At 69.3% G+C, this 26,534-nt stretch carries 20 protein-coding genes and 1 tRNA gene; 17 read left to right on the plus strand and 4 right to left on the minus strand.

The genetic code is table 11. The features are described from left to right. Window positions 1-119: 119 nt before the first annotated feature. The 8 genes from ACOGXD_RS03855 (at window position 120) to ACOGXD_RS03890 (ending at window position 10,376) form a co-directional block, all read left to right on the plus strand. Complete coding sequence (locus ACOGXD_RS03855) at window positions 120-1,820, plus strand: alpha-amylase family glycosyl hydrolase (protein ID WP_419916602.1); 1,701 nt, start codon at window positions 120-122, stop codon at window positions 1,818-1,820. Between the two features lie 26 nt (window positions 1,821-1,846). After that, the gene (locus tag ACOGXD_RS03860; RefSeq protein ID WP_419916603.1) at window positions 1,847-2,884 is read left to right on the plus strand and encodes a LacI family DNA-binding transcriptional regulator; all 1,038 of its coding nucleotides are present in this window, start codon (window positions 1,847-1,849) and stop codon (window positions 2,882-2,884) included. 162 nt (window positions 2,885-3,046) lie between these two features. Further along, window positions 3,047-4,525 carry an ABC transporter substrate-binding protein gene (locus ACOGXD_RS03865; RefSeq protein WP_419916604.1) on the plus strand — a complete coding sequence of 493 codons (1,479 nt, stop codon included), beginning with the start codon at window positions 3,047-3,049 and terminating at the stop codon, window positions 4,523-4,525. A gap of 167 nt (window positions 4,526-4,692) precedes the next feature. Continuing rightward, the gene (locus ACOGXD_RS03870) at window positions 4,693-6,252 is read left to right on the plus strand and encodes a carbohydrate ABC transporter permease (protein ID WP_419916605.1); all 1,560 of its coding nucleotides are present in this window, start codon (window positions 4,693-4,695) and stop codon (window positions 6,250-6,252) included. Continuing rightward, window positions 6,249-7,220: a carbohydrate ABC transporter permease gene (locus tag ACOGXD_RS03875; RefSeq protein WP_419916606.1), complete on the plus strand. Its 972-nt coding sequence runs from the start codon at window positions 6,249-6,251 to the stop codon at window positions 7,218-7,220. Before ACOGXD_RS03870 ends, ACOGXD_RS03875 begins: the two co-directional genes overlap by 4 nt. Continuing rightward, window positions 7,217-8,149 carry an aldo/keto reductase gene (locus ACOGXD_RS03880; RefSeq protein ID WP_419916607.1) on the plus strand — a complete coding sequence of 311 codons (933 nt, stop codon included), beginning with the start codon at window positions 7,217-7,219 and terminating at the stop codon, window positions 8,147-8,149. The genes ACOGXD_RS03875 and ACOGXD_RS03880 overlap by 4 nt, the downstream gene beginning before the upstream one ends. Before the next feature lie 38 nt (window positions 8,150-8,187). Then, on the plus strand, window positions 8,188-9,309 hold the full coding sequence (locus ACOGXD_RS03885; RefSeq protein ID WP_419916608.1) for a Gfo/Idh/MocA family protein: 1,122 nt from the start codon (window positions 8,188-8,190) through the stop codon (window positions 9,307-9,309). Beyond that, window positions 9,306-10,376 (plus strand): LLM class flavin-dependent oxidoreductase, encoded by a 1,071-nt coding sequence (locus tag ACOGXD_RS03890; protein WP_419916609.1) that lies wholly within the window; start codon window positions 9,306-9,308, stop codon window positions 10,374-10,376. Before ACOGXD_RS03885 ends, ACOGXD_RS03890 begins: the two co-directional genes overlap by 4 nt. Before the next feature lie 4 nt (window positions 10,377-10,380). On the opposite strand, the gene ACOGXD_RS03895 is transcribed toward ACOGXD_RS03890, so the two are convergent. Then, window positions 10,381-11,541: an ABC transporter ATP-binding protein gene (locus ACOGXD_RS03895; RefSeq protein WP_419916610.1), complete on the minus strand. Its 1,161-nt coding sequence runs from the start codon at window positions 11,539-11,541 to the stop codon at window positions 10,381-10,383. 100 nt (window positions 11,542-11,641) lie between these two features. Here ACOGXD_RS03895 and ACOGXD_RS03900 point away from each other — a divergent pair, with 100 nt between their 5' ends. The 5 genes from ACOGXD_RS03900 to ACOGXD_RS03920 all read left to right on the plus strand — a co-directional run bounded on the left by ACOGXD_RS03900 (window position 11,642) and on the right by ACOGXD_RS03920 (window position 16,296). Next, window positions 11,642-12,403 (plus strand): class II aldolase/adducin family protein, encoded by a 762-nt coding sequence (locus ACOGXD_RS03900; protein ID WP_419916611.1) that lies wholly within the window; start codon window positions 11,642-11,644, stop codon window positions 12,401-12,403. Window positions 12,404-12,406: 3 nt separating this feature from the next. After that, the gene (locus tag ACOGXD_RS03905) at window positions 12,407-14,206 is read left to right on the plus strand and encodes a glycerol-3-phosphate dehydrogenase/oxidase (RefSeq protein ID WP_419916612.1); all 1,800 of its coding nucleotides are present in this window, start codon (window positions 12,407-12,409) and stop codon (window positions 14,204-14,206) included. A gap of 33 nt (window positions 14,207-14,239) precedes the next feature. Then, window positions 14,240-14,998, plus strand: a complete 759-nt coding sequence (locus ACOGXD_RS03910) for a crotonase/enoyl-CoA hydratase family protein (protein WP_419916613.1) — start codon at window positions 14,240-14,242, stop codon at window positions 14,996-14,998. A 128-nt stretch (window positions 14,999-15,126) separates the two neighbouring features. Beyond that, complete coding sequence (locus ACOGXD_RS03915; RefSeq protein WP_419916614.1) at window positions 15,127-16,113, plus strand: SDR family NAD(P)-dependent oxidoreductase; 987 nt, start codon at window positions 15,127-15,129, stop codon at window positions 16,111-16,113. 110 nt (window positions 16,114-16,223) lie between these two features. Further along, window positions 16,224-16,296, plus strand: a tRNA-OTHER gene (locus tag ACOGXD_RS03920). Between the two features lie 145 nt (window positions 16,297-16,441). Here the strand turns inward: ACOGXD_RS03920 and ACOGXD_RS03925 are convergent. Together ACOGXD_RS03925 and ACOGXD_RS03930 are read right to left on the minus strand one after the other, a co-directional pair. Beyond that, window positions 16,442-17,647, minus strand: a complete 1,206-nt coding sequence (locus ACOGXD_RS03925; RefSeq protein WP_419916615.1) for an FEA1-related lipoprotein — start codon at window positions 17,645-17,647, stop codon at window positions 16,442-16,444. A 116-nt stretch (window positions 17,648-17,763) separates the two neighbouring features. Then, window positions 17,764-19,512 (minus strand): lysylphosphatidylglycerol synthase domain-containing protein, encoded by a 1,749-nt coding sequence (locus ACOGXD_RS03930; protein WP_419916616.1) that lies wholly within the window; start codon window positions 19,510-19,512, stop codon window positions 17,764-17,766. A gap of 75 nt (window positions 19,513-19,587) precedes the next feature. Between ACOGXD_RS03930 and ACOGXD_RS03935 the strand changes: the two genes are divergently transcribed. Genes ACOGXD_RS03935 through ACOGXD_RS03945 form a run of 3 tightly spaced genes read left to right on the plus strand, consistent with a single transcriptional unit; the run spans window position 19,588 to window position 23,896 of the window. Continuing rightward, the gene (locus tag ACOGXD_RS03935) at window positions 19,588-20,718 is read left to right on the plus strand and encodes an extracellular solute-binding protein (RefSeq protein ID WP_419916617.1); all 1,131 of its coding nucleotides are present in this window, start codon (window positions 19,588-19,590) and stop codon (window positions 20,716-20,718) included. Between the two features lie 45 nt (window positions 20,719-20,763). Further along, a complete protein-coding gene (locus ACOGXD_RS03940) occupies window positions 20,764-22,398 on the plus strand; it encodes an ABC transporter permease (RefSeq protein WP_419916618.1) in 1,635 nt (544 codons plus the stop codon). A gap of 4 nt (window positions 22,399-22,402) precedes the next feature. Continuing rightward, window positions 22,403-23,896 (plus strand): hypothetical protein, encoded by a 1,494-nt coding sequence (locus tag ACOGXD_RS03945; protein ID WP_419916619.1) that lies wholly within the window; start codon window positions 22,403-22,405, stop codon window positions 23,894-23,896. Here the strand turns inward: ACOGXD_RS03945 and ACOGXD_RS03950 are convergent. Then, on the minus strand, window positions 23,827-24,840 hold the full coding sequence (locus ACOGXD_RS03950; protein WP_419916620.1) for an NAD-dependent epimerase/dehydratase family protein: 1,014 nt from the start codon (window positions 24,838-24,840) through the stop codon (window positions 23,827-23,829). The two genes, ACOGXD_RS03945 and ACOGXD_RS03950, sit on opposite strands and share 70 nt — an antisense overlap. Window positions 24,841-24,932: 92 nt before the next feature. On the opposite strand from ACOGXD_RS03950, the gene ACOGXD_RS03955 reads away from it, so the two are divergent. Then, window positions 24,933-26,477, plus strand: coding sequence for a protoporphyrinogen/coproporphyrinogen oxidase (locus tag ACOGXD_RS03955; protein WP_419916621.1), 1,545 nt, complete (start codon window positions 24,933-24,935; stop codon window positions 26,475-26,477). Window positions 26,478-26,534 lie beyond the last annotated feature (57 nt).

Consider the following 26,534-nt stretch of genomic DNA (forward strand, 5'->3'; position numbering starts at 1 on the left):
AGCCCGGCCCGCTTCGGCGGGTCGGTCTTTGGGTTGTAGGACGGGCTCGCTGCGGGTGATGCCGCAAACGGTTACAGACACGCGGCAGACTGACGGTCGATCGACGACCGGAGGTGGCCGTGACGCGCAGCAGCCCCGCATCAGCCACAGACAACCTCCGGCGCTGGTGGGCCGATGCCGTCGGCTACCAGGTGTACGTGCGCTCCTTCGCCGATTCCGACAATGACGGGGTGGGCGATCTCGGCGGTGTGCTCGCCAAGCTCGACTACCTGGCACGCCTCGGCGTGGATTTCGTCTGGATCACGCCCTTCTATCCCACGCCCGGTGACGACTGGGGATACGACGTGGCCGACTACTGCGACGTCGACCCGCTCTTCGGCGACTTGGCCACGCTCGACCGGCTGGTGGCCGCAGCGCGCGAGCGCGACATCCGCATCGTTACCGACTTGGTGCCGAATCACACGAGCAGCAGCCACCGCTGGTTCCAGGCGGCTCTGGGCAACTCCGGCGCAGCCGACCGCGAGCGCTTTCGCGACTACTACATCTGGCGCGACCCGGCGCCCGACGGCGGCCCGCCGAACAACTGGGTCGGCTATTTCGGCGGCCCGGCGTGGACGCTGGAGCCGGAGTCCGGCCAGTACTACCTCCACCTGTTTCTGCCGTCGCAGCCCGATCTGAACTGGCGGAACCCGGCCGTCGCCGGTGAGTGGGACGACATCCTGCGGTTCTGGCTGGACCGGGACGTGGCCGGCTTCCGGGTCGACGTGGCCGGCGGTCTGGTCAAGGACGCCGGGCTGCGCTCGAATCCGCAGCTCCTGCCGATCCCGCCCCGGGCGTCGCGCTGGGAGCAGTGGGACTGCTTCGAGCATCTCTATGACGTCTTCCAGCCCGAGAGCCAGGACGTGTTCCGTCGCTGGCGGAAGATCTGCGACGAATACGGAGCGTTCCTGCACGGCGAGACGTACCACCTCGACCCGCGGGGCATGGACGATCTGTTGCCGCCCGACGGCATGCACGGCGGCTACTGGTTCGCGCCGATGCACATCGACTGGGAGCCCGCCGCGATCCGCAGAACGCTCCGCGGCCCGTCGAGCGCGTTGGCCGGCCGGCTGCTGTGGGCGATGAGCAGCCACGACATGCCCCGGGCGCCCACCCGCTTCGCCCCCGGCAGCGACGCCCGCGCCCACGACGACGGCTGGGGTGCAGCGCGCACCCTGGCCTTCAACGTGCTCGCTGCCTTCCTGCCCGGCACCCTGGTGCTCTACCAAGGCGAGGAACTCGGTCTGGCCGACGGCGAGGTGGCGGCCGAGGACAAGCTTGATCCCGTCGGTCCCGACGACGACGTGGGCGCTGGGCGGGACGGCTGCCGCACGCCCATGCCGTGGGGCGACGGCCCGCACAACGGCTTCTCAGCGGCCGAGCCGTGGCTGCGCTCGGCTGCGCGTCCTGCGGGCGAGACCGCTGCGGCGCAGTCACAGGACGAGCGGTCGTGGCTGGGGGCGTACCGGGCACTGCTGGACGTGCAGCAGCGAGCGCGGCCAGCACTCTCGAACGGGACTGCCGGCGGCAACGGAGCCGTGGAGTGGACTGACCGCGGCAGCGGAGAGGTCATCTCCTACCGGCGGGGCCGCCTGGCGGTGGCGGCCAACGTCGGCGACACGGCGTGCGAGGTGCCACTCGAGGACGGTGCCACGCTGCTCTACGACTCAGCGACCGCATGCCGTCACCCGGGCGCAGACCCGTCAGGCGCTTCGACGCAGGACGCGGCCGACGGAGTTCACCTGTTGCCTCCCGCGAGCGCAGCCGTATGGCAGATCTAGGCGAGTCATCGCTGGCTGGCAGGCCTGTGGCGCAAACAATCGGCGCCGGCTCCCCGGTCCGCATCGGCGATGTCGCGCGGGCAGCGGAGGTGTCGACCGCAACCGTCAGCCGCGCGCTGCGCGGACTGCCGCACGTGGCGTCCGCGACACGGCAACGAGTGCTCGCCGTGGCCGCCGAGCTCGACTACCGGCCCAACCTGCCCGCCGCGCGGCTCGCCGCAGGCACCACCAACACGATTGCGGTGGCAGTGCCCGACCCGGCTGCCTGGTTCAACGCGACGATGGTGGGCGCGCTGGGCCGCGAGATGACCGCGGCCGGGTACGACCTGCTGCTGTCAGGCGTCGCCAACCTCGACGAGCGGCAGCGCTTCATCGAGCTGAACGGCGTGAGATCGGGGCGAAGCGATGCCGTGGTGCTCATCGACGTCGCACTCGACGAGGCGGCTGCGGAAGCCTTCGTCGCCCAGGGCGGGCGCGCCGTCAGCGTCGGCTTTCGCACGCAGGCGTTGAGCTCGGTGACGGTGGACAATGTGGCCGTCGGCAGCGATGCCACCCAGCTCCTGCTCCGGCACGGGCACCGACGCATCGGCCTGCTCAGCCTCGACAGCGGCGCCTCGCTGAACTTCAGCATCCCCGCTCATCGAGCCCAGGGCTACGAACAGGCGCACGCCGAGGCGGGGCTCACGCCAGACCCGGCCCTGAGGATGTCCACCAGCCACAGCTGGGCCGAGGCGCGCCGGGCGGCCCATGCGCTGTTGGATTCGGCCGAGCGTCCGAGCGCGATCTTCGCCATGTGCGACGAGCAGGCGTTCGGCGTCATGCTCGCAGCCCGCGATCTCGAGCTGCGCATCGGCGAGGACCTGTCGGTGGTAGGCGTCGACGATCACGATCAGAGCCGCCTCGTGGGGCTGACCACCGTCAGGCAGCACGTCGCCAGGCAGGGAGCTGTCGCCGCCGAACTGCTGCTGCAGATGCTCCAGCCGAGCGTCGAGCCCCCGCAGCACGTGCAGCTCGACACCGAGCTCATCATCCGGGACTCGGTGGGGACGCCGGGCGCCGATTGAGCACCAGTCTGGGCGGCGATCCGGGCCGGAATCCGGCCCTCTCAGCGCACACATGACGGAATCGCATGTTCAGCCGTCGCGCTAGGCTTCCGGCACGGTGACTGCAAGCGCTTGCAACGTCGACAAACGAATGGGCTTGCGACCCCTGAGGGAGGAACACACATGAAAAAGCACCGCACCAGATCAACCCGCCTAGGCACTTCTCGGCTGCTCGCAGTCGTCCTTGCCTTCGGCCTCATCGTTGCCGCATGCGCCAGCGACGACGACGATGACGCTGAGGAGGCACCTGCCGCGACCGAGGCGATGGCCGAGGAGTCGATGGACGAGTCCATGGATGACGAAGCCATGGACGACGACATGGACGAGGCCATGGACGACGACATGGACGAGGCCATGGACAACTCCATGGACGACGCCATGATGGACCTGTCCGGCACCAAGGTGACGGTGTTCGGCCCTGAGTCGAGCGAGGAAGAAGCCGGCGCCATGCAGGACGCCTTGGACGTCTTCGCTGCGGCAACCGGCATCGAGATCGTCTACACCGGTGCCCGCGACTTCTCCGACCAGATCAACGCCCAGGCAGCCGGCGGCAACCCGCCGGACATTGCGGTGTTCCCGCAGCCGGGCAAGGTCGGCGACTTCGCCGCCGAGAACTGGATCCTGGCCGTACCCGACGAGGTACAGGCCGCGATCGGCGCCCAGTGGCCCGCCGGCACGCTCGACACCGTCACCTTCGGCGGCACGCTGTACGGCGTCCCCAACAAGACCGACCTCAAGTCGATCGTCTGGTACAACACCTCGATCTTCGAGAGCGGCGGTTACGCCATACCGCAGTCGCTGGAAGAGCTGCAGGGCCTGATGATCCAGATGATCGGCGACGGCGTCACGCCATGGTGCGTGGGCATCGAGTCCGGCCCCGCCACCGGCTGGACGTTCACCGACTGGATGGAAGACCTGGTCTTGCGCATTCATGACGAGAACATCTACGACCAGTGGGTCGCGGGCGAGGTGAAGTTCGCCGATCCGCGCATCATCCTCGTGGCAAACCAGGTGCTCGACATCTGGAACACCCCGGGGATGGTGTACGCCTCAGGCGGCTCCATCGCTGCCACGCCGTTCGGCGACAACGGCGAACCGCTCGTCGCGGGCGACTGCGCCATGCACCGCCAGGCCTCGTTCTACGCAGCGTTCCTGCCCGAAGGAACGAGCGTCGGTCCGGGCCAGGATGTCGACGTGTTCTACTTCCCAGCACTCGGCGTCAAGGGCAACCGGCCCGTGCTGACCGCAGGCACCTACGTCTCGGCCTTCCGCAACGCGCCGGAGGTGTGGGCCGTGATGGCGTACCTGGGCAGCGCCGAGTACGCGGAGGTCCGCCAGTCTGCACAGGCGGCCCGCAAGGGCGGCGGCCAGTCCGGCTTCCTGTCGGCGAATCTCGACCAGGACCTCAGCGTCTACAACGACCTCGAGCGTTCGTTCGTCGAGATCCTGCAGACGGCCAGCCCAGCCCGCTTCGACGGGTCCGACCTGATGCCTGCCGCTGTCGGCGCCGGCACCTTCTGGACGGAGGGCACCAGCGCAGTCAACGGCGATAAGACCGTCGCCGAGGCGTTCGCAGCGATCGACGCTTCCTGGCCGCAATAGCCGGCTTGAGTCGTCTGAGAACGGCTGAAGGAAAACACTCGTGAACGGAGGCCGGCCCAGCGTGCTGGGCCGGCCTCCTTCGCGCCTGCGTATCCCATGAATTCCGCCGGCGTGACGACACGCTTCGCAGTCATCCTGGATGATTGCGCGCCTGCAAGACTGCGACGATGGGCGCGCTAGGCGGTGCGCTGATCGGCGTGGTCATCGCCATCGGCGCCAGCACAGCTCTGTTCTTCGGAGCGAACTGGCTATTCGACCTAGCGGTTGATCGCTGGCGCACGTTTCTTGCGACCTCCGGCGCACTCGTCGGTGCGCTGATCGGCGCAGTGATCGCCGGCAATGACGTTGCCGGCGGGCCGCTGTGGCTTTGGGCGGCGATGTGCGCGGTCGTCGGTGCTGCCGCCGGCGTTGCGGCCAGCCTGCTGGGCACGCCGTCGAAGCCCAGCCGGACCCGCCTGTCCGAACGAGGGCGTCTCGTCACCTTCCTCGGACCGTCACTGCTGTTTGCAGCGCTCGGGCTGGTGATCCCGCTGCTCAGGTCGATCTACCTGTCACTGCTCGACTCACGGGCCGCCGAATGGGTGGGGCTCGCCAATTACGGCGAGATTCTCACCAACCCCAACAGCCTCGACCTGAGCGGTTGGACCGAGATCTTCACCAGCCGGCTCTTCTACGCCGCCCTCGTGCTCATCGCCGTCGGACTGGGGATCGGCATGGCAGTGGGCCGCCGCCGCGGCCGCACCATGGAGGCCCTGCCCGGCTCGATCGGCCCGATCGCCATCGGGCTGTTCGTGCTCTCGTTTGCCGTGTTCACCACGCTTCGGGGCACCGTCATCAACAACCTGTGGTGGGTGGTGGTAGTGACGGGGCTGTCGACGGCACTCGGGCTGGCCGCAGCCGTGCTCGCGGACGGGGTGCGCGGGGAATCGGTGGCCAAGAGCCTCATCTTCCTGCCCATGGCGATCTCGTTCGTGGGCGCCGGGATCATCTGGCGCTTCATGTACATCGCCCGGCCCCCCCAGAAACCGCAGACAGGATTCCTCAACGCCATCTGGGTCTGGCTGGGCAGCCTTCGTCCCCGCACCACCGGCGCCTGGGTGGCTGTGCTGATCCTGGCCCTGGCCACGGTGCTGCTGGCAGGCCTGTGCGCGTTCGGGGTGCGGCGTCGGCAAACCGCCTTTGCCATCGGTGCCGCAATAACGGCCGTGCCGGTGCTGTGGCTCATCTACCGGTTCCTGGGGCCCGGGCTGGGCGGCTCAGTGCCTGGCCCCAATGGCGAGCACATTGCGGGCACCATCCTGTTCCTGCAGGAAGCGCCGTTCAACAACGTGTGGCTCATGGTGGTGCTCATCTGGATACAGACGGGCTTTGCCATGGTCATCCTGTCGGCGGCCATCAAGGCAGTGCCCTCCGAGCTGCTTGAGGCGGCCCGTGTCGACGGGGCCACCGAACGGCAGACGTTTTGGAACGTCGTCATTCCCACGATCATCCCCACCATCACGGTGGTGGCCACCACGCTGATCGTGCTGGTGATGAAGGTGTACGACATCGTGAAGGTGATGACCGCCGGCAACTTCGGCACGCAGGTCATCGCGAACGAGATGTGGCAGAAGGCGTTCACCGAGCTCAACTTCGGCTTGGGCTCCGCGCTGGCAGTGGTGCTGTTCCTGGCCGTCGTGCCGGCCATGGCGTTCAACATCCGGCGCACGCAGCGAGCAGACGCATGAGCACGACAACCGCTTCGAAGCCCGGGCCGGCCAGCAGCGCCATCGAGCGGGTCGACCGCACCGGCAAGCTCATCTACGGCTTCCTGCGTCGCATCCCCACGTGGGTGTTGTGGCTGATGGTGATCGTGTGGAGCATCCCCGCGAGCAGCCTGTTCTTGAACTCGTTCCGCACCCGCGACGCGCAGCGCAACAGTGGCTGGTGGGAGTCGTTCAACGAGGGCGGGTGGACGCTCGCCAACTACTCCGAGGTGCTGGGCACCGAGCAGACCGGCGGGCTGGCGCGGGCGCTGGTGAACTCGTTCGCCATCGCCATTCCGGCCACGGTGATCCCGGTCGCGATAGCCGCCATGGCGGCCTATGCATTCGCCTGGATCAAGTTCCGGGGCCGCGAGTGGCTCTTCATCGTGTTCGTGTCGCTGCTGGCACTGCCGAACCAGGTGGCGCTGTTGCCGCTGCTGCAGCTCTACGCCGGCGGCGCGCACTGGACGATCCCCGGCACCGAGTTCACGCTGACGCTGTTCCCCGATTTCGATCTCGCCGGCAGCGCCACCGCGGTTTGGCTGACGCACACCGCGTTCGCCCTGCCGTTCGCCGTGTTCCTGCTGCACAACTACATCTCATCGCTGCCCGGCGAGCTGTTCGAGGCGGCTCGCATCGACGGTGCCGATCACGTCACGATCTTCTGGCGACTCGTGGTGCCGCTGTCGGTGCCTGCGCTGGCGGCGTTCACGATCTTCCAGTTCCTGTGGACCTGGAACGACTACCTCGTGGCCATCACCATGATCGGCTCGAACGGCGAGGCATGGCCCGCCACCATCCGGATCGCCTCGCTGGCCGGCGAGTTCGGCTTGCGTGAGCACGTGCTGTCTGCGGGCGCGTTCGTGCAGGCGGGCGTGCCGCTGATCGTGTTCTTCGCCCTGCAGCGGTTCTTCGTGCGGGGGCTGCTGGCCGGCTCGGTGAAGTCTTGAGCGCTGTCGGCGACTCGTCCCTAGTTCGCACGGGCCCGCGGCGGCTCGGACCGGGCGGCGTCGGGATCGGCCCGCTGGCGCTGGGCCTCTGGCGATTCACCGGCACCGACGTCGGCCAGAACGCGGCGCTGGTCGAGGCCGGACTCGGGCTCGGCATGAACCTGGTGGACATTGCCGACGTGTACGGCCTGGACTGGGGAGGCACCGGCTTCGGAGCCTGCGAGGAGAACCTGGGTGCGGTGCTGCGGGCCCGGCCAGATCTGCGCGACCGCATGGTGCTCGCCACCAAGGGCGGCATCGTGCCGCCAGTGCCCTACGACTCGGGCCCGGCCGCGATGCGATCGGCGTGCGAGGCCTCGCTGGCACGGCTCGGCACCGATCGCATCGACCTGTACCAGGTGCACCGGCCCGACATGTTCACGCACCCGGCCGAGGTGGCCGACACACTCGACGGGCTGGTTGCCGACGGACTCGTGGGCGCCGTCGGTGTGTCCAACTACACGCCTGCGCAGACGCGGGCGCTGGCGGCCCATCTGGACGCACCGCTGGCGAGCGTCCAACCCGAGTACTCGGCCGCCTGCCTGGACGCGCTGCGAGACGGCACGCTCGACCTGTGCTCGGAGATGGGCATGGTGCCGCTGGCCTGGAGCCCGCTTGCGGGCGGGCGACTCATGGCACAGGTGGGCGAGGACGGCAGTGCGCGGCCGGAGCTGCTGGCCGCGCTGGACCGGTTAGCCGAGCGTGAGGGCGTCGACCGCGCCGCTGTGTGCGTGGCCTTCGTGCTCGCCCACCCCACGGCGCCGGTAGCCATCGTCGGCACCCAGCAGCCCGAACGGCTCGACGCGTTGCAGACAGCGCTCAGAGTGCATCTCGATCGCAACGACGTGTACGACATCGTCGAAGCCTCTGAAGGTCAGCCATTGCCGTGAGCGGCGGCACCCAAGGAGCTGATACGGAGGGCGGAGCCGTGGCCCGAGCGGCCCGTGAGCCGATGCGTTTCGGCGTCATCGGCACCGGCATGATGGGCATCGAGCACATCGCCAACGTGGTGGCGCTCGACGGCGCCGAGGTCGCAGCGCTGTGCGACAACTGGGAGCCGTCGCTCAAGGCGGCCCAGCACGAGCTGGCCTGCAGCGGGCTCGATCCCGTCCCGAGCTTCGACAGCCACGACGAACTGCTCGACGCAAGGCTGTGCGACGCCGTGGTGATCGCAACGCCGAACCACCTGCACACCGACATCGTTTTGGACGTGGCGGCCGCCGGTGTGCCCCAGCTCGTCGAGAAGCCGCTGGCCACCACGCTGGCCGACTGCCGCCGCATCATCGACGGCGTCGAGGCGCTCGGGCCCGACGCACCGCAGGTGTGGGTGGGCCTGGAGTACCGCTACATGGCGCCGGTGGCTGCCCTGATCGAACAGGCGCACGCCGGCGCCGTGGGTCGCATTGCGATGGTGTCGATCCGCGAGCACCGCTTTCCCTTCCAGCCGAAGGTGGGCGACTGGAACCGGTTCAATCGCAACACCGGCGGCACGCTGGTGGAGAAGTGCTGCCACTTCTTCGACCTCATGCGGCTGATCGTGGGTGACGAGCCAGTGCGCGTGATGGCGTCGGGCGCGCAGGATCTGAACCATCTCGACGAGAGCTACGGCGGCGAGACGCCCGACATCTTGGACAACGCCTTCGTGATCGTCGACTTCGCCTCGGGCGCGAGGGCGCTGCTGGACTTGTGCATGTTCGCCGACGCCACACGGAACCAGGAGGAGCTGTCGGTGGTGGGCGAGGGCGGCAAGCTCGAAGCGCTGATCCCCGACGATGTGCTGCGGGTGGGTGTGCGCGGGCGTGACTGGATCGGCAACGTCACCGAGCAGCCGATCACCAGCACCGCGCCGGTCACGGGCCATCACCATGGCTCGTCGTACATCGAGCTGGAGCGTTTCCGAGACGCCGTGCTCACGTCGAGCCCGGCGGAGTGCACGCTGGCCGATGGACTGTGGTCGGTAGCCATCGGCCGGGCCGCCCACATCTCGATTGACGAGGGCAGGCCAGTGCAGATGAGCGAACTGCTCACCCCTGCAGAGCTGGGTCAATGAGTACAGCGCCACCGGAGATCGCTTGGTTCTCGGCGCTGTGCGACGACGACTACGAGTTCCTGGGCGTGCCAGACCCCACCCTTGCGAGCACCTGGGACCACTGCGCAGACATCGTCATCGCCGCCGAGCGCAACGGATTCGACAACGTGCTGCTGCCCTCGGGCTACACGCTGGGCATCGACGCCACCGCATTTGCCGCCGGCATCGCCACCCGCACGAGTCGCATCAACCTGCTGCTCGCGGTGCGCATGGGCGAACTCTGGCCCCCGCAGCTCGCGCGCCAGCTCGCCACGATCGACCAGATGGCAGGCGGGCGGCTCACCATCAACATCATCTCCAGCGACCTGCCCGGTGCGCCGCTGCCGTCGGCCCCCCGCTACCAGCGCACCCGCGAGCACATGGAGGTGCTGCGCACCCTGCTCAACGGCCAGCCGGTCGACTTCGACGGCGAGTTCGTCTCGGTGCAGCTCGATCCCCCACGCGTCGGCACGGTGAGCGGCCAATGCCCGCCCTTCTACTTCGGCGGCTTCTCCGACGACGCCAAGCACACCGCCGCCCTCGCAGCCGACGTGTTCCTCACCTGGCCCGACACCGTCGCAGGCGTCGCAGCAACAGTCACCGAAATGCGCGAACGGGCCGCGGCCGCAGGTCGCGAACTCAAGTTCGGCCTGCGAGCGCACATGATCGTGCGTCCCACAACCGCAGAGGCCATGGATGCCACCCGCCGTCTGGTGAGCCAGCTCGACGACGACACGGGGGCCACAATCCGAGCCCAAGCCCTCGACTCAGCCTCAGTAGGCGTGCAACGCCAAGCCCAGCTACGCGACAGCGCCGACGACGACGGCTTCGCCGAAGCGGGCCTGTGGACCGGCATCGGCCGAGCCAGAAGCGGCGCCGGCGCAGCCATAGTCGGCAACCCCGACGAAGTCACCGCCAAGCTCCACGCCTACCAAGAAGTAGGCATAGACGCCTTCATCCTCTCCGGCTACCCCCACCAAGCCGAATGCGATTTGTTTGGCCGCCTCGTCTTGCCATCCATCCCCCACCAAAAGCTCTGGAACCCCTGATCCCTCAGCTGCGGATGGCGGCTTCCGTCCCCGAGTCGAAGAAGTGCAGCCCGTCCACGTCCACCGTGAGCTCAATGTTGGAACCAGGCCGGGCAGCACTACGAGGATGCACCCGAGCAATGACCATGCGGTCCTCGATGCCCTCCAGCGCGTCGGGATCGCCCGCCTCCACCGAGGGCGCATCGAGCGGGAAGTGCAGCAGCAAGTCTGAGCCCAACGCTTCGGTCAGCGACACCGTCGCCCGCAGGCGCGGCGCGCCGTCATCGGTAGCAACAGAAGCATCCTCGAATGCCTCCGGCCGGATGCCCACCACCACGTCGGCACCGTCGTAGCCCCGCAACGCGGGATTCGCCGCGAGCACCTGTTCATTGAGCGACAGCGTCTGCGAGCCCAGGTGCAGCTGCCACGCATCAGCGCCGCGTTCCAGCCGTGCCAGGCGCAGGTTCATCGCCGGCGCACCGATGAAGCCGGCCACGAACAGGTTGTCGGGCCGCTCGTACAGGTCGGTGGGGTCGTCCACCTGCTGCAGCACCCCGTCCTTGAGCACGGCCACACGGTCGCCCATGGTCATGGCCTCGACCTGGTCGTGCGTGACGTAGATGGTGGTGGCGCCCAGCCGGTGCTGCAGGGCCGTGATCTCGGCGCGCATCTGCACCCGCAGCTTGGCGTCGAGGTTCGACAGCGGTTCGTCCATGAGGAACACCGCCGGGTCACGCACGATGGCCCGGCCCATGGCCACGCGCTGGCGCTGGCCGCCCGAGAGCTGTGCCGGCTTGTTGCCGAGCAGCGGCTCGAGCTCCAGCAGGCGTGCGGCGGTGCGCACCCGCTCCTCGACCTCTGCCTTGGGGACGCCCGCCAGCTTCAGGGGAAAGCCGATATTGCGGGCCACGTCGAGGTGGGGATACAGCGCATAGCTCTGGAACACCATGGCGATGTTGCGGTCCTTGGGCTCCACGTCGTTCATGCGCTCGCTGCCGATCAGCAGCTCCCCGTCGCTGATCTCCTCGAGGCCCGCCACCATCCGCAGCGCCGTCGACTTGCCGCAGCCCGACGGCCCGACCAGCACGAGGAATTCGCCGTCGGCGATGTCGATGTTCAGATCGGTGACGGCGACGAACCCGTTCGGGTATTTCTTCGTGAGCCGGTCGAGGGTGACCGTTGCCATGAGACCCCCATTTCAGGCGCACAGACCTGCGTGGCCGAGGCTAGTCCGCAAGCGATTACGGACGTATCCGGTGCACCCCGGGCGTGGCAGAATTCGCGAAGTGAATGCTTGCGATCCTGCCACGGAGACTGCCGAGCCGTTCGAGGCCGACCCGCACGCCGAGCGCTCCCGCCTGCTCGCCGACCTGGCCCAGGCGTACCGCCTGTTCGGCGTGCTGCGCTGGGGCGAGCTGGGCGACGGCCACATCACCTGCCGCGACCCGCTGCAGCCGGACCATATGTGGCTGCTGCGGTACGGCGTGCCTTTCGAACGAGCGACGGTCGACGACCTCGTGCTGCTGGCGCCCGACGGCACCGCCACCGACCAGCAAGGCAGGCCGGCCACCATCAACAACGCCGCCTACCACATACATCACCCCATCCACGAGGCCCGGCCCGACATCGGCGCCGCCGCACATACCCACACCCAGTGGGGCACGCCGTTCTCGGCCGAACGGCGGATGATCGAGCCGATCAACCAGGAAGCGACCTGCTTCTTCGAAAATCACGCACTCTTCGACGACGGGGAAGTGCAGGTGCTCTCCACGGATGGCGGCAAGCGCATCGCCGCTGCCCTCGGCGACTGCCGCGCGGTCATCCTGGCCAACCACGGGCTGCTGACGGTGGGGGCGAGCCCGGCCGACGCGGTGGGCTGGTTCGTGCTTGCCGAACGCGTGGCTGAGGTGCAGATGAAAGCCACCCGCGGCATCCCGATCTCCGCCGAGGACGCACGCATAGCACAGCGCAACCTCACTGAGGGCGACTTCGGCTGGATCCTGTTCGGCTGGGCGGCCCGCCGCCACCTGCCCCACGAGTTCGCCTGACCAGTGAACGACGCTGCTGGTGACAGCCGGCTGGGGCCGGTGCAGCGTGCCGCGTGGCTCGACGAGCTCAGCGGCGAGCAGGGTGACGGCCGCGTCGACGTGGTGGTCATCGGCGGCGGTGTCACCGGTGCCGGCTGCGCGCTCGACCTGGCGCTGCGGGGTCACAGCGTGGCCCTGCTCGAGCAGCGCGACCTGGCGTCGGGCACCTCGAGCCGCTCGTCGAAGCTGATCCACGGGGGCCTGCGCTACCTGCAGCGCCTCGAGTTCGGCCTGGTGAAGGAGTCGCTCACCGAGCGCCGCCTGCTGCTGGGCCGGCTGGCGCCGCACCTCGTGCGCCCCGTCCAGTTCCTGTACCCCATCCGGCGGGGCTGGCGCGAACGGCTGCGCACCGGGCTCGGCATCGCGCTGTACAGCGCGATGGCCGGTCGGGGGCACCACGCCCATGGCTCGCACCAGCACCTCGGCAAGCGCGGCACCCATCGCCTGGCACCCGGCCTCGATACGGGCGTCGTGCGGGGCGGCATCACCTATTGGGACGGCCAGACCGACGACGCCCGGCTGGTGGTGGCCATCGCCCGCACGGCTGCCGCCCATGGCGCACGCATTCTCACCTCCACCCGCGTGCAGGAGCTGGTGGTTGCCGACGGTGCGGTCCGGGGGGTCATCGCGCACTGCGGCGAGACCGGACGCACCTTCAAGCTGGACGCCGATGCGGTGATCAACGCCACCGGCGTGTGGACGAGTCAGATCGAGCAGCTCGCCGGCCGGGGCACCTGGCCCTCAGAAGGGCCCCGCACCCGGATCCGTGCATCGAAGGGGATCCACCTGCTGGTGCCGCGGGATCGGATCGACCTGCAGTGCGGGCTGATCGTGCCCACGCCGCCCAGCGTGCTGTTCGTGGTGCCGTGGGGCGAGCGCTGGATCATCGGCACCACCGACAGCGACTGGGATCTCGACTACGCCCACCCCGCCGCCAGCAGCGCCGACATCGACCTGCTGCTTGAGCGCCTCAACGGCGTGCTGGCCCGCCCGATCAGCCGCGACGACATCTGCGGTGTCTATGCCGGACTGCGACCGTTGGTGGCCGGCGATGCCCCCGACTCGGCTGAGCAGTCGGCCAAGCTGAGCCGCGAGCACACGGTCGCCCGGGTCGCACCGGGACTGGTCTCGGTGGCGGGCGGCAAGTACACGACCTACCGGGTGATGGCGGCCGACACCGTCGAGTTGGCGCTCGGCGAGGTCTGGGAGGCGCGGGGCCACACGGCGCCGCGGCTCGCCGGCCGCCGCCGTGACGCTGCCGCCCGCCGATCCGCCACGCTGGTCACGCCGCTCGTGGGTGCCGATGGCTACGAGGAGCGGCGACGACGTCATGACGAGCTCGGTGCGCGGGTGGGCCTGAGCCGCGCCACGGCCGCGCACCTGCTCGACCGCCACGGTGACCGGATCGACGAGGTGCTCGAGCTGATCGCCGCCCAGCCCGACCTGGGCCGGCCCCTGGCAGAGGGGCTGCCGTACCTGCGTGCCGAGGTCGTGCACGCAGTTCGCCACGAGGGGGCACTGCACCTCGATGACGTGCTGACCCGGCGGACACGGCTGTCAGTGGAGTCGTGGGACCGCGGCGTCGACGCCGCGCAGGACACGGCCGAACTGATGGGCGCCGAGCTCGGCTGGTCACCCGACACCGTCGAGCGCGAGGTGTGGCACTACCAGGCACGGGTGGAGGCCGAGCGCGACAGCCAGACCCGGCCCGACGACCAGACCGCCGATGCGGCCCGCCTCGGCGCCCCCGACATCCGCCGCTGAGCGAGGTGTCGCGCACTCTCTTAGATTGACGCGATGGTCGTTGATTACGAAGTCCAGGGGCGGGTGGCGATCTTCACGCTGAACCGGCCCGAAGCCCGCAATGCCATCAGCCACGAGGTGTCCTCGGAGATGGAAGCCCATCTCGACACCTTCGAGGCCGACCCCGAGGTCTGGGTCGGCATTTTGGCCGGCACCGGCACCGTGTTCAGCGCCGGGGCCGACCTGAAGTCGGTGGCCGCCAAGAAGCCCATCGAGACCGAGAAGGGCGGCTTCGCCGGGCTCGCCCGCTACCCCCGCACCAAGCCGCTCATCGCGGCGGTGGACGGGGCGGCGCTGGCGGGCGGCCTCGAGATCGTGCTGTCCTGCGATCTCGTGGTGGCCTCGCCGCGGGCCCGCTTCGGCATTCCCGAGGTGAAGCGGTCGCTGGTGGCCGCCGCCGGCGGGCTGTTCCGCCTGCCGCAGGTGGTGGGCCGCAACGTGGCGCTGGAGCTGGCCATGACCGGCGACCCGATCTCGGCCGAGCGTGCCTACCAGCTCGGCCTGGTCAACGAGATGGCAGCCGAGGGCGAGGTGGTGCCCGCCGCGATCGAGCTCGCCGGGCGGATCATCGCGAACGCTCCCAAGGCCGTGCGCGAGAGCCGCGCCGTGGTGCTCGAAAGCCATGCGCGCTCCGAGGACGACGGCTGGGAGATCACCAGGGATCACTTCCGCAACATCCTCGGCACCGAGGACTTCCTGGAAGGGCCACGGGCGTTCGTCGAAAAGCGCGATCCCGTCTGGACCGGCCGCTAGCCGAACCAAAACGCGTATTTCGCGCCTGTCCACGTAGGGCAGACTCGCGGTCTGCACCGGCCGTCCGGCCGGAAGCTCAACTGGCAGATTCCGACACATCAGCCCGTCGCTCACTGAGGAGCAACGCCATGACCTACACCGCGCCCACCGACAGGTTCCGCTTCGATGCGCTGCGCGGCGGCGTAGAGGGCAAGCGCGTGCTCATCACCGGTGCCGGCAAGGACGGCGGCATCGGCCAGGCGATGGCGCTGAGCGCCGGGCTCAACGGCGCCGACTCGGTCGGCATCCACTTCCATCGCAGCTACGAAGACGGGTTCGACCTGGTCGATCGCCTGCGCGACGAGGGCGTGCACGCCTTCCCCGTGCAGGCCGATGTCACCAACCTGCGAGACCTGTGGGCCATACGCAGCTACGTCATCGATCAGATGGGCGGCCTGCCGCCGAACCTGGTGATCTGCAACTCCGGGCTGACCGAGTCCGGCTACAGCCTCGGCCGCACACTGCGGCCAGTCGAGGGCGAGTCCTCATCGCTCAGGCGGGCCCGGGTGCGCCAAGCCTTCATTGAGAACCTGGAGCAGTCACGGCTGGTGCTCGACACCAAGGTCGACGGCTTCCTGGCATCGACCCACCTGTGGGCGGGCGAGGCGGTGTATGCCGGCGAGGAAGCCCAGATCGTGTACGTGTCGTCACGGCAGGCCGTCGACCCGGGCCCGGCAGTGCCCGGCTACGCGTTGAGCAACTGGGCCGTGCTGCAGCTTCCCAAGGTGCTCAAGGTGAACCTGGGCCGCAGCGCCGACCTCGTCACCTGCTTCACGCTGCTGCTGCCGTTCATCCGCACCGGCATGACCAACGAGTACGCCGGCAACGAGCGGGTCTTCGGCCGCTGGCAGCCGCGGATGCTGGAGCCCTGCGAGATGGCCGAGGCATTCATGGAGTTGCTGGCCCGCCCTACCGACGAGACCGACGGCGCCATGTACGAGCTGATGGTGAACGCTGCCGACGAGGCTGACCCGGTGGGTCCGCCAGCGGTGGAGCTGATCTGGCACCAGCTCGCGCTGAATCTCGACGAGCAGCCCGTCGACTGGAGCGCCGCCGAGCCGCTTCGCTTCGACTGACCTCGCAGGTTGGCAATCTGCGACTGAAAGACATCAGAAAATCACGGAAGTCACCAGCGTTCTTCCTGCCACAATACTGAGAGCCGCACCCCGAAAGGTGCGGCTCTCAAGGGCCTAGCGCTGGTGCGCCGAGTTGGTTTGATAGCCCGGCCTCGGACGGTTCGATTCCGTCTAGGTCCACCAGCGACCCTAGGGTCGCACGCCCAATGTACACAAGCGAATTCCGCCGGAACGACAGCGGGATGCGGAGAGCGGGCAGGCCCTGTGTCCGAAGGGCCTGCCCGCTTCCGCCGCATCCGGGAGGAACGGCCGGCAGAGGTGGGGGGCTCTACTGGAGCGTGCCGATGTCGTCGGCGCTGATGCCCAGAGCCGTCCACGCCGGCTGCAGTGCGGCGCGCACGGCATCGCCGTAGCCGTTGGCACCTGGGGCATTGCCGAGATCGAAGATGGCCGACAGAGCCGCCGCGTCGGCGCCGGCGGGCACGGCGTAAGGCTCGATCACCCGCCAGAACGCCAGCCCCTCGGCCTGATGCTCGGCGGCCTTGGCGTCATTGCCGTCGGCCAGGTCGCCCTCGATGAGCGATGCGTAGCGGATCGCCGCCTGCGAGTAGGTGATGACCAGGTTGCGCACGATCTCGTCGGCTGCCGCCTGCGTACCGGCCGTGTCGCCGTCGAGCAGCGCGTCGCGGCCCGCAATCATCGCAGCGAGGATCGCTTCGTTGGCCCGGGCGGTCTCGCCGTCGGCGCCCGTCGTGGCGAAGTTGCCGGCGCGCTTGTTGGCCGTGGCGTAAGGCGCACAACCCGGCTCGGCGCCGTGATAGAAGGCCCACGCCTCGTCCCAGTTGTGGGGTGCGCCGCTGGCGGCGTCGAAGTTGCCGTCGGCAGCCTTAGCGAGCGCCGCCTCGAGCTCGTGCACCACCCAGGCCACCATCACCTGGTTCTGGATGCCCTTCTCGACACCCTGGCCGCGGACGGCATCGCTGGTGCCGGAGAACATGCCGCTGCCTCCGAGCGCTGCGCTCACGAAGTCATCGAGCGGCGTCGCCGTGCCGTAGTAGGCGTCGTGCCCGTGGCTGCGGTCGTCGCGCGACGCGAACCCGCCGATCGTGCGGATGGAGCCGTCGCTCTTCACCGAGTTCTTGCCGTTGCGGTAGATGTCTTCCACCGCGGCGAAGTCGCCGGCGTCGAGCAGGTCGCCGATGCCGCAGATGTCGGCCACCACCAACCGGTGGGAGTCGACGTTGGAGGCGTACTCGTAGCCGCCGTCGCCCGGCGTCATGCTCGAGTCGGATCCGGCCGAGGCCGAACCTGAGCCCGACGCTGAACCCGAGGCCGAGCCGGAGCCGGTGGCGGTTCCGCTGGCCGAACCCGATGCCGAGCCAGAACCCGAGGCACTGCCGCTGACCGATCCGGAGGATTCGCCGATCTCGCGCACCTCCGATCCGTCGTCACTGCCGGTGCACGAAGCCGCCAACAGCGCGACTGCCGCGAACACGGCGATGAGAACTCCCCAGGTGCGTCTGGCATGCAGCATTGCTGTCTCTTTCGTCATGGCGGCTCGGGCATCGCATCGCTCGACCGCAGCTCGGTGGGCCATTCCTCAGCAGTGCTGTGTCAGCACCGCCAATCACAAATTGATAAGGTTACCTATCATAAGATAGTAGCTTTGTCTAATGAAGTTTCGGAAACGGTGGTGCAGCGGCCCACGGTGAGCTCTCGGGTCACGGCCGGCACCACGTGGCGCAGGTAGCGGCCGAGCTTGATGAAGCTGTCGCCGGTGGTGCGGAAGCGGTAGCTGATCGGCACCTCGGCATAGCGGTAGCCCTTGTCGAGCAGGTCCAGCGTCAGCACCTGCGCGTAGTTGAAGTCGTGGATGATCTCCGCGTGCCGCGCAGCGTCGAGCGAGAGGGCCCGGTAACCGCTCTGCCCGTCGCTGATGCGCCGGCGCGCCACCAGCGACAGTGCGAGCGTCAGCACGACATTTCCGAAACGCCGGTGCGGCTTCATCACCTCGATCTGGCCGCCGAGCCTGCTGCCCACCACGTAGTGGGCCGTGCCGGCGAGGATGGGCGCGACCAGCGTCGGCAGTTCTTCGGGTGCGTACTCGCCGTCGGCATCGCAGAAGACGACGGCTGCCGCGCCGCGCTCGGCACCTGCTGCAAGGCCGACGCGCACGGCGTTGCCCAGACCCTGGTTGGCTGCCAGCGAGATGACGGTCGCGCCGGCGGCACGGGCGCGTTCGGCGGTGGCATCGGCTGAGCCGTCATCGACCACCAGCACCTCGACGTCGCAGCCGAGCACCGACGCCGGCGCGCGGCGCACGCAGTCGCCCACCGATGCCTCCTCGTTGAAGGCAGGCATGAACAGCACCACCAGCGGCCGCTCCCCCGCCGGCGGCAGGCTCGCGGCATCGCCTGGGACGTGCTGCTCGAGCTCCCCGTCCCGATCAGAGACGGGGCCGCCGGTCGGCTGCTGCCGACGCTCACCGTCCGGGGACCGGGCACGCAAGCGGGCCGACATCACGCCCGGCGCCGGAACTGCCGCCGCCACCCCGCCTGCGACGATCGAGTACGCGGTCTTCAGCGCATGGGCGGTCAGGGCCGCAACCAGCGCAGCAGCAGGGTCGTAGCCGAACGCCACGTACGCGGCCACTGCTGCGGCCTCATAGGTGCCGAACCCGCCGGGCGCGATGGCGACGATCTGCGCGATCACCGACAGGGCAGTGACGCCGACGGCCTCCGCTGCGCTGATCTCGAGGCCGGCCCAGTGGGCTGCCTCGTGCACCAGCACCGCCTCGGCAGGCCAGGCCAGCGCCGAGAGCCCGAGCGCTGCGAGGCCGGGAGGGCGTACGTCGCTCCGGCCGCCGACCGACGCACGCAGCCACCACCACGCCAGCCCAGCGGCAATCACCGCCACGCCCGCGCCCATGAGCAGCCACCCGGCGGTTCCCATGATCGCCACGAGCACCACCGGGCTGACGGCGAGGCCCCAGCCGAGCAGCGCCAGCGTGTCGGCAGTGCGCAGCGTGAGCGACGAGGCGACTGCCGCATCGGTGCTGATCGGCGTGCGCCTCACCACGCTCACCACGCGCAAGGCCTCGCCGAGGCGCAACGGCAGCACGTGGTTGCCGCCGAGCGCCAGGTGGATGCCCGCGAGCGACTGCCCGAAGCTCAGCGTGGGCAGCACCCGCCGCCACGCCACGGCGCGCATCATGAACGCCGCACCGAAGGCACTCAGCGCGACCGCCACGCTGAACGGCTCCGACGCTGCCCGCCGCCACGCCGCACCGAGAGCTGCGCCGTCGGTCGCGCGCACCACGAACACCACCGCGACGACGGTGACAGCGGCGACGACCAACGCGCCGGTTCGACGCGACAGCGTCGCTCGGAGATAAGACACAGGGTTCAGGGTGCGCACCATAGCAAGTTAGGTTTGCCTTACATCAGGAAGAAACCGCCGCTATATTCGCTCCCCATGCTCATCCCGCATCTCGACCGGTTCACCTCGCTGCACAGCACATCGCCCCGCCGACGGCCAGCACGCCTGGCGGCAGCGGTGGTGATCGCATCTGCGCTGGCGGTGTCGGCATGCGGCGGCGACAGCACCCCCCGCTACCTCGACGGTGCCGCGGCCGGGATCTACGGCGGCGAATGCGCCGGGAGCACCGGCAACGAGATCGCCATCTACTCGGGCCGCACCGAGAACCTCATCCGCCCCGTGCTGGACGCGTTCGCATGCGAGAAGGGCATCGACGTGGCGGTGCGCTGGGGCGGCTCGACGGATCTGGCGCTGCTGCTTGCGGAGGAAGGCGATCGCACCGCGGCCGACGTGTTCCTGTCGCGATCGCCCGGACCGGTGGGCTTCCTCGAGAGCCAGGATCTGCTCGGCACGATCGACCCCGAGGTGCTGGAGCTTGTAGAGCCCCAGAACCACTCCGCATCAGGCACCTGGGTCGGCTTCTCTGGGCGCAAGCGAGTGCTGGTGTACAACATCGACAGCTACGCGCCCGACGAGCTGCCGCAGTCGGTGTTCGATCTCACCGATGAACGCTTCCGAGGCCAGGTGGCGATCCCGGCCACGAACGGCTCGTTCATCGACTGGTTCACCGTGTTCCGTGACCAGTACGGATCCGACGTGGCAGCCGAATGGCTGTCGGACATGGTCGACAACGACGCCCGCTACTACCCCAACAACCGGTCGATCGTGGAAGCTGCCGGCCGGGGTGAGATCGAAATGGGCCTCGTGAACCACTACTACCAGTACCAAGAGGCAGCGGCGGAGGGCGACAGCCACCGGGCGTCCAACTGGGATCTGGCCGATGACGACATCGGCTCGCTGCTCATCATCACTGCCGCCACCGTGACGGCGTCCAGCGAGCGGACCGACGAGGCCAACGAGCTGCTGTCGTACCTGCTCAGCGAGTCCGTCCAGCGCTACTTCAGCGAGGAGACCTTCGAGTACCCGCTGGCCGCAGGCGTGCAGCCGGTCGACATCCTGCCGCCGCTGCAGGCGCTCGAGATCGGCAGCGTCGACTTCGACGCGCTGGGCGGCGGATTCGCCGAGACGACCGCAATCATCGAAGCGAGTGGCATCCTCAACCAGTGAGCAACCCCACGGCCCCGGGCCCTGCCTGCTAGCCGGGCCACGACGATGCCCAAGCAGACGCAGGCAGGCCGGCCAAGCCGCAAGACGCCGGCGCTGCTGCGCGCCGGCGGGCTCGTGCTGGCGTTCGCGTTTGCATTCCCCGGCATCTACCTGACCTACCGGGCATTCGGCGAGGGCTCCGATCCGGGCAACCTGCTGTTCAGCCAGCGCACGCTCGCCCCGCTGTGGCGCACGCTGAAGCTCGCAGCGGCGGTGTCGGCAGGCTCGCTGGTGATGGGCACCGGCCTGGCGTGGCTGACCCACCGCACCGACCTGCCGGGCCGGCGCTTCTGGCGCGTGGTGCTGCCGCTGCCGCTGGTGTATCCCACGTTCCTGGGCGCTGCGGCGTTCATCAGAACGCTGAACCCGGGCGGGCTGGCCAACGACATGCTCAGCGGGCTCGGCGTGGGCACCACGCCCGAGCTGCGGGGCTTTTTCGGCGCCTGGCTCGTGCTGCTGCTGATGTGCTACCCGTACGTATACATCCCGGTGGCGGCGCGCCTCCGCCAGCTGCCGTCCTCGCTGGAGGAGAGTGCGCGCCTGCTGGGCGACAGCGCGCTCGCGGCGTTCTGGCGCATCTCGCTGCCCTATGCCGCCACCGCGATCGGGGCGGGCACGCTGCTGGTGTTCCTCTACACGCTGAGCGATTTCGGTGCGGTGCAGCTCATGCGCTACGACACGCTGACACGCGCCATCGCCACCAATCACCTGGCCGACCCGCCCGCCGCGCTGGCACTCAGCTTGATGCTGCTGGTGCTGGCGGCCGTGGTGGTGCTGGCGGAGCGATGGTTCTCACGACGGCTGCCCGACGGTTCGCGAGCCAGCGGCAGCCAACCGACGACCCTGCGACTGGGCCGCTGGCGGCCGCTGGCAACCGCCGCTGTGGCCGTGGCCGCATTCGCCGGCGTGGGCGCGCCCCTCGTCGCCCTGATGGACTGGGCCGCTGGCGGCGTCGCACGCACCTTCGGTGACGGCCGGCCGCTCACCGTGGACTACTCCCGGGTCGCCGATGCCACCCTCAACACGCTGTGGGTGAGCGTGGTGGCCGCGATCGTGGCGGTGGCCGCTGTGCTGCCGATCGCGTTTCTCGTCGGCCGTTACCGCTCGCGGGCGGGCTGGATTGCCCACGCCGTGGTCATCAGCACCTTCGCGGTGCCCGGGCTGCTGATCGCCCTGTCGATGCGCTTCTGGACGCTGCGCTCCGACATCGCGTTCACGCTGTTCGGCGACACCTTCGCCTTGCTGATCTTCGCCTACATCGTGCGGTTCGGCTCGCTGGCGATGGGCGTCAGCGTCGTGGCGGTGCGCAGCGTGCCCGACCGCCTGCACGACTCGGCGCGCATCCTGGGCGCCGGCCCCCTGCGCCGCTTCTTCACGATCGACATGCCGCTCATGGGTCCGGCCCTGCTCGCCGGCGCCGGCCTGGTGCTGCTGTCGGTCATGAAGGAACTGCCGATCAGCCTGCTGATCTCGCCGCTGGGCTTCTCGACGCTCGCCACCCAGATCTTCGGTTCCTTCGAGGATGCCTTCGTGGCCGAGGCGGGCCTGATGGGCGTGACCCTGGTGGCGATGTCGTTCCTGCTGACCTGGTTCCTCGTCGTTCGCCGCCAGGAGCAGGCCTCGGGTCCAGAACGCAGGTGACAGCGTGACGGGGTCGGCAGCGAGCGTCGAGCCTGCCGTTTCGGGTGATGAGGGCGTGGCGAGACGACGGCTCGCGCTGGCCATGGCCGGTGTGGCGCTGTGGTCGCTGGCATGGGCGCTCATCGCCATCGACGCCCGCGCCACCTACGGCGCCCGGGTCAGCGCGGACGAGCCCCAGTACCTCACCACGGCGCTGAGCCTCGGCACCGACTTCGACCTCGACATCTCCGACGAGCTGCGCGAGCGGAGCTTCCTGCCGTATCACGAGATCGATCTCGACCCCCAGACCAGGCCGCTCAACGAGGACGGGCAGCGGCTCAGCCCGCACGACCCGCTGCTGCCACTGCTGCTGGCTGCACCCATGCGCGCCGGCGGCTGGGCCGCGGCCAAGGCGACGCTGGCGGTGTTCGCTGCGCTCACGGCCGCCGCCGCGCTGTGGCTGGCGGTGCGCCGGCTGGGAGTGCGGCTTGGCATCGCCGCCCGTGTCGTGGCGGCGTTCTTCGCGACGCCGCCGCTGGTGGCCTACGGCTCGCAGGTGTACCCCGAGATGCCGGCGGCGCTGTGCGTCACGCTGGGCTTGGCTGCCGTGTGCGGCCCGCTCGGCCGCCCTGCCCGGATGCTGGCAGCCGTGATGGTGGTAGCGCTGCCGTGGCTGTCGGTGAAGTACGTGCCGCTCGCAGCGGTGCTCGCGCTGGTGGTGGTGGTGCGGACGTGGCCAAACCGGCGGCGAACGCTGCTGGCCGAGGCGGTGTTCTATGTCATCGCCGGGGCCGTGTACCTCTGGCTGCACCAGGCGATCTACGGCGGATGGACCGTGTACGCGGCCGGTGACCATTTCGTCAGCAGCGAATTCTCCGTGGTCGGCCGCCGTCCCGACTACCTGGGCCGCACCCGGCGGCTGGTGGGCTTGCTCGTAGACCGCGAGTTCGGGTTGGCCGCGTGGATGCCCGCGTATCTGCTCCTGCCCGGTGCGATGGCGGTGCTGGCCCGTGTCCGGCCGTCGAAGTGGTGGGCGATCGGCGCAACGGTTGCGGTTGGCTACGGCGTGGCCACCTGGGTTGCGTTCACCATGCACGGGTGGTGGTGGCCCGGCCGCCAGCTCGTGGTGATCCTGCCGGCCGCGGTCGCCGTCATCGCGCTGGCCGCCGAGCGCATCGCTGCATTGCGCTGGGTGGTGCTCGGGAGCTGGATCGTCGGAGCGTTCGGCTGGGTGTGGCTGGCGATCGAGGCCTCGACCGGTCGCCGCACGCTCATCGTCGACTTCGCCGAGACGTCGAACCCTTGGTACCAGGCGTGGTCGACGCTGCTTCCCGACTACCAGTCCTTCGGCGGGCTGGGATCAGTAGTGCTTCACTGGCTGTGGGCCATCGCGCTTATCGCCATCGCGGCAACGGCGTGGCGCTGTTGCAGACGTCCGGGTCCAACGTCTCACACCCCAGCGGGCACGAGCTCTGCGGAGCGCTGCGCCGACGACATCGATGCGAGCCGGATCCCCTGATGCCACACCCACTGGGCGCAGAGCGCGTGCCGCAGGCCGGTGCGGGGCTGCCAGCCCAGGATCGCCCGGGCCTCGTCGTTCGCAGCCACGGTGGTCCACGGCTCGCCGGCAGGTGCGGGCTCCGGTCGCACCCGCACAGGAGCCCCGGCGATCCGCCCCACCACCTCGATGACCTCGTTGAGCGACACGACACAGCCGCCGCCGATGTCGAACGTGCGGTTGCGGGCCTCGGAGACAGCGCCGGCCAGCACGGTGGCATCCACCGCGTCGCCGACAAAGGTGAATTCCCGCGACTGCCGGCCGCTGCCGCGCCGCCCGAACGACGGGCCGCACCGGCGTGTGGCCTCGAACAGCCGGTGCATCGCCATGTCTGGCCGCTGCCGCGGGCCGAACACGGTGAAGTAGCGCAGCGTCACGATGTCGAGCCCGCGGTGGCGGTACACGTCGGCCAGGTCTTCGCAGGCCGCCTTGGACACGCCGTAGGGGCTGAGCGGTGCTTTGCTGCGGGAGCCGCCCGCCGCAGCGGTGTTGCCGTAGATCGACGAGCTGGATGCCAGCACGACGCGGTCGACGCCGGCGCTGATGGCGGCGTCGAGCACCTTGCCGGTCACCGTCACGTTCATCTCGATGGTGCGGGTCAGACCGGCACCCCACGAGTGCTGGACTCCCGGCCGGGCTGCGAGGTGGTAGACGGTGCTCGCGCCGTCGAACAGCTCTCGCAGGTCTGCCGTGCGAAGATCCTTGACTTCGAGCCGGAACCCCGGATCAGCGCAGGCGGTCTCGATGTTGCGAGCCCGGTGGGCGGGGCTGTACCACGGGTCGAAGGAATCGATGCCGACGACGCTGTGGCCGGTGCCGAGCAACGCGTCGACAAGGTGTGAGCCGATGAAGCCTGCCGCCCCGGTGACCACGTCAGTGCATTCAGCGCGCTCAATAACTGACATTAGGGTTACTTTACACAACATGATTTGCGGCTGCTCGCGTTGCCGGGCTCAGCCTGTGCGGCCGGCGGCCACGGGCGCTGCGGGGCGTCGCCATGGCTGAGATCGTCATCATCGGCGCTGGGCCCGCCGGGCTGTCGGCCGCGCTCGACGTGGTCGAGCCCGGCCATCGCTGCACGGTGATGGAGGCCAGCGGCGCGGTCGGGGGCATGGCCGGAAGCTTCGAGATCGCAGGCCAGCGGGTCGACTACGGCTCGCATCGCCTCCACTACGCGATCTCCGAGCGCCAGCGTGCCCGTTTCGAGCGGCTGCTGGGTGACGACCTGCAGATCCGCCCGCGCAATGGGCGCATCCGCTTGCGCGATCGCTGGATCGGATTCCCGCTGCGGACCTGGGATCTGCTGACGCACGTACCGCCGTCGTTCGGACTGCGAGTCGCTGCCGACATGGTCACGGGCCCGTTCCGGCGCACACCTACGGACCCAACCCGGCGCACACCGGCGGGCCGACTGCGGCGCACGCCGAGCACGCCGCTCGACGATCCGTCTGACCCGTCGTTCGATGCCGAGGTTCGGGCGCGCCTGGGTCCCACAGTGGCCGACGAGTTCTACGGCCCCTACGCGCGCAAGCTCTACGGCGTCGAACCCGTCGAGCTGGATGCCGAGCTGGCCCAGCGGCGGGTGTCCGCATCGGGTGCCGGTGACGTGCTGCGGCGGGTGGTGCGCGCCGCCCGACCCGCAGGGCGCCAGTTTCTGTACCCCCGCCACGGCTACGGCCAGCTCAGCGAGGCCATGGCCGCCGCCGCTGTCGATGCTGGTGTCGACCTGCGCCTCAACACAGCCGCCGCCGGCATCGAGCTGGACGTCGGCGGCGTCGCTGTGCGCCTGCGCCCGCACGGCCGACAAACCGACGACGACGGCGACTCCCGCCCGGGCACCGCAGCCGAGAACAGCGCGAGGCCGAACCCGGGATCCGATGCGAACGAGACCGTGCGTGCGGACGCGGTGCTGTCGACGGTGCCTGTTCCGACGCTCGCGTCGATCATGACGCCCGCACCGCCTCCGGAGGTCGTCGATGCGCTGGGGCGATGCCGCACCCGGGCGATGGTGCTGGCATACCTAGTTGTCGATCGAGATCAGTACACGCCGTACGACGCCCACTACTTCCCAGGACCCGACACCGTGGTCGCGAGACTGTCCGAACCGAAGAACTACCGCGACGGCGACGACCCCGCAGGACAGTCAGTGCTGTGCGCGGAGATTCCCTGCTGGTCCCACGACGACATCTGGCATACCGACGACGCGGACATCGCCGAACAGGTCGCCGCGGACCTCGAAGCCAGCGGGCTGCCGGCGCTTTCCCCTTCGGAGACGGCCGTGCGGCGCTTGCCGTCGGTGTACCCCGTCTTCGAGCGAGCCACGATGGGCGATCGCGCCACCGTGGCCGAGTGGCTGGCCTCGCTGGCGCCCTCCGGCCTGATCTCATTCGGCCGCCAAGGCCTCGCGGTCATCGACAACCTCCACCACGTCACCGACATGGGCGCCGCCGCAGCGTCGGCGCTCACACCCGACGGCGAGGTCTGCTCAGATGCCTGGCTGGCCTCGCTCAACCGCTTCGCCAGCCACGTCGTCGAAGACTGATATTCCATCATCCGCGCCGCAGCACGCCGACTGAGTCCGACCTAGACCAGCAGGCTT

The sequence above is a fragment of the Candidatus Poriferisodalis sp. genome (assembly GCF_965204125.1).
In the GTDB taxonomy this organism is placed as follows: Bacteria; Actinomycetota; Acidimicrobiia; order Acidimicrobiales; family Poriferisodalaceae; genus Poriferisodalis.